Origin of the sequence: Psychrobacter sp. (assembly GCF_035469765.1) — a bacterium.
Taxonomy (GTDB): Bacteria; Pseudomonadota; Gammaproteobacteria; order Pseudomonadales; family Moraxellaceae; genus Psychrobacter.
This window is the reverse complement of sequence record NZ_DATIRM010000445.1, coordinates 1-2,079: the sequence shown is the minus strand read 5'-3', so window position 1 is coordinate 2,079 and position 2,079 is coordinate 1. Positions and strand designations below refer to the sequence as shown.

Annotated in this window: 2 protein-coding genes; both read left to right on the top strand. The window is 45.6% G+C overall.

Translation table 11 applies throughout. The annotated features are described in order from the left end of the window. On the top strand, positions 1 to 1,282 hold a 1,282-nt coding region (priA, locus tag VLN09_RS12165; RefSeq protein ID WP_325246878.1), incomplete at its 5' end, for a replication restart helicase PriA. Between the two features lie 126 nt (positions 1,283 to 1,408). Next, positions 1,409 to 2,079 (top strand): cation diffusion facilitator family transporter (locus VLN09_RS12160; RefSeq protein WP_325246876.1); only part of this gene is annotated, 671 nt, incomplete at its 3' end.

The window sequence follows — 2,079 nt, the reverse complement described above, 5'->3', positions numbered from 1 at the left end:
CTCTTATAAGCAGCAAGACACACTGCGTTATCATGCCGCCGATGTCGCACTTTATCGCGGATTTCAGGCTAAGATACCAGTCGTCCTTGGGACTGCCACACCCTCTCTTGAGCATTTAAAACTGGTCGATGATGGCAAGCTAGTAGAATGTCAATTGTCGACGCGCCCTGGTAATGCAAGACCGGCAACCATGCAGCTCATCGATGCACGCCTGCAAAGCACCCATCAGCAAGCACAAGATAATGGCACGCGCTATGATACCGGACTGACAAATTCGTTAATTGGTGCAATACAGCAGACACTAGAAGCTGGCGATCAAGTATTGATATTTTTAAACCGCCGCGGCTATGCGCCAGTGTTATTATGCGAAGCTTGTGGTTGGCAGGCAGATTGTCCACGTTGCGATGCTCATTTGACCGTCCATTATAATAGCCAATCACAGTACAACTCCTATCTGAAATGCCATCATTGTGATTGGCAAGCCTATATTCCGACGACTTGTCCTGATTGTGGCAGTCAAAACCTAGATGCTAAGGGGCTAGGCACCACGAGGCTAAGCGAAAACCTGCACGCGATTTTTGCCAATCCACAAACCAGTAAAGTGCTTTATCCTATTATTCAAATCGATCGTGATACCACTAGACGTAAAGACAGCTGGGAGAACATCTATCAGCGTATTAATGAAGGCAAGCCTGCCATATTAGTCGGTACGCAAATGGTTGCAAAAGGTCATCACTTTCCCGATGTCACGCTCGTTTGCTTACCTAACGCTGACCGCGGCTTTTTGTCTGCAGACTTTCGCTCGCCAGAGCATACTGCGCAATTGATGATCCAAGTAGCAGGGCGTGCAGGACGCGGTGATAAAGCCGGACGTGTCTTGATTCAAACACTGCAACCAGATAATGAGTTACTATTAAAACTGGTCAAAGATGGTTATTTATCTTTTGCTCGCGAATTACTGCAAGAACGAAAAATGATGGGACTGCCCCCTCAAAGCCACGCCGCGCTGATACGTTGTGAAGGTAAAACGCTTGTTGCCACTACGCAAGCGCTTAAAGACGCCATTGCTATTCTGCCAACAGGACACAATCTGGCGGTTTTGGGTCCTATCGATGCGCCTATGAGTAAAAAGAACAGCCGCTATCATGCCCAGCTTTTGCTATTGGCCAAAGATCGGCAGCAACTGCACCATGTCTTAAATCATTGGTGGCAACCTGTCCTTGCCCTGCCAGGTGCTAAGTATCTTAAACTAACGTTAGATATTGACCCTGTTGGCTGGTAGTTTAAAGTGAAAAGTAATTCACAGCCCAGTGATTAGTGGCAGCTCTTTTTTATGTTTACCTCGTCGTTATAGCTTCCAATATTCAACTATGCTAAGTTAGTTTATAACAACCATTTGAGCGTTGTTATGAATCAAAACCGTCCAAAGTCTGAACAAGACAATCCTATTCATCAGAGTGAGTCCGCTGATGTGCATAAACACGTTCATCAAAATGAGGCTTGTCAATACTCCATAGATACCTATCACGATCATGACGAGCACCTTGAGAAAACCATCGCATCGCACGATACCAAAGGCTATCAGCGTACGCTCCTGATAAGCTTTTTGATTATCACAGGCTATATGCTTGTAGAGGCAATCGGTGGTTTGCTCACTGGTAGTTTAGCATTACTATCTGATGCCGGTCACATGCTGAGCGACGCAGTAGCACTTGGCGCCACCCTAATGGCATTTAAAATTGGGGAAAAAGCAGCCACTCATCAAAAAACGTTCGGCTATAGACGCTTTGAGGTTTTAGTTGCTTCTGTGAATGGTGCTACGCTTGTCATTATCGCCCTAATGATATTTTATGAGGCCATTAAACGCTTTAATTCGCCACCTGAAATTGCGACCCAAGGTATGCTTATCGTCGCCACTATTGGTATGCTGATCAATATTTTGGTTGCATGGCTTATGCACCGAGGTAGTCATAGTGGCGATACTCACGGTCATGATCATGGAGCAACTGAAGGCACAGCAACGGTCAAAAAATCAGATAATAAAGAGCCCGTCAATCTCAATATGCAAAGTGCTTATTT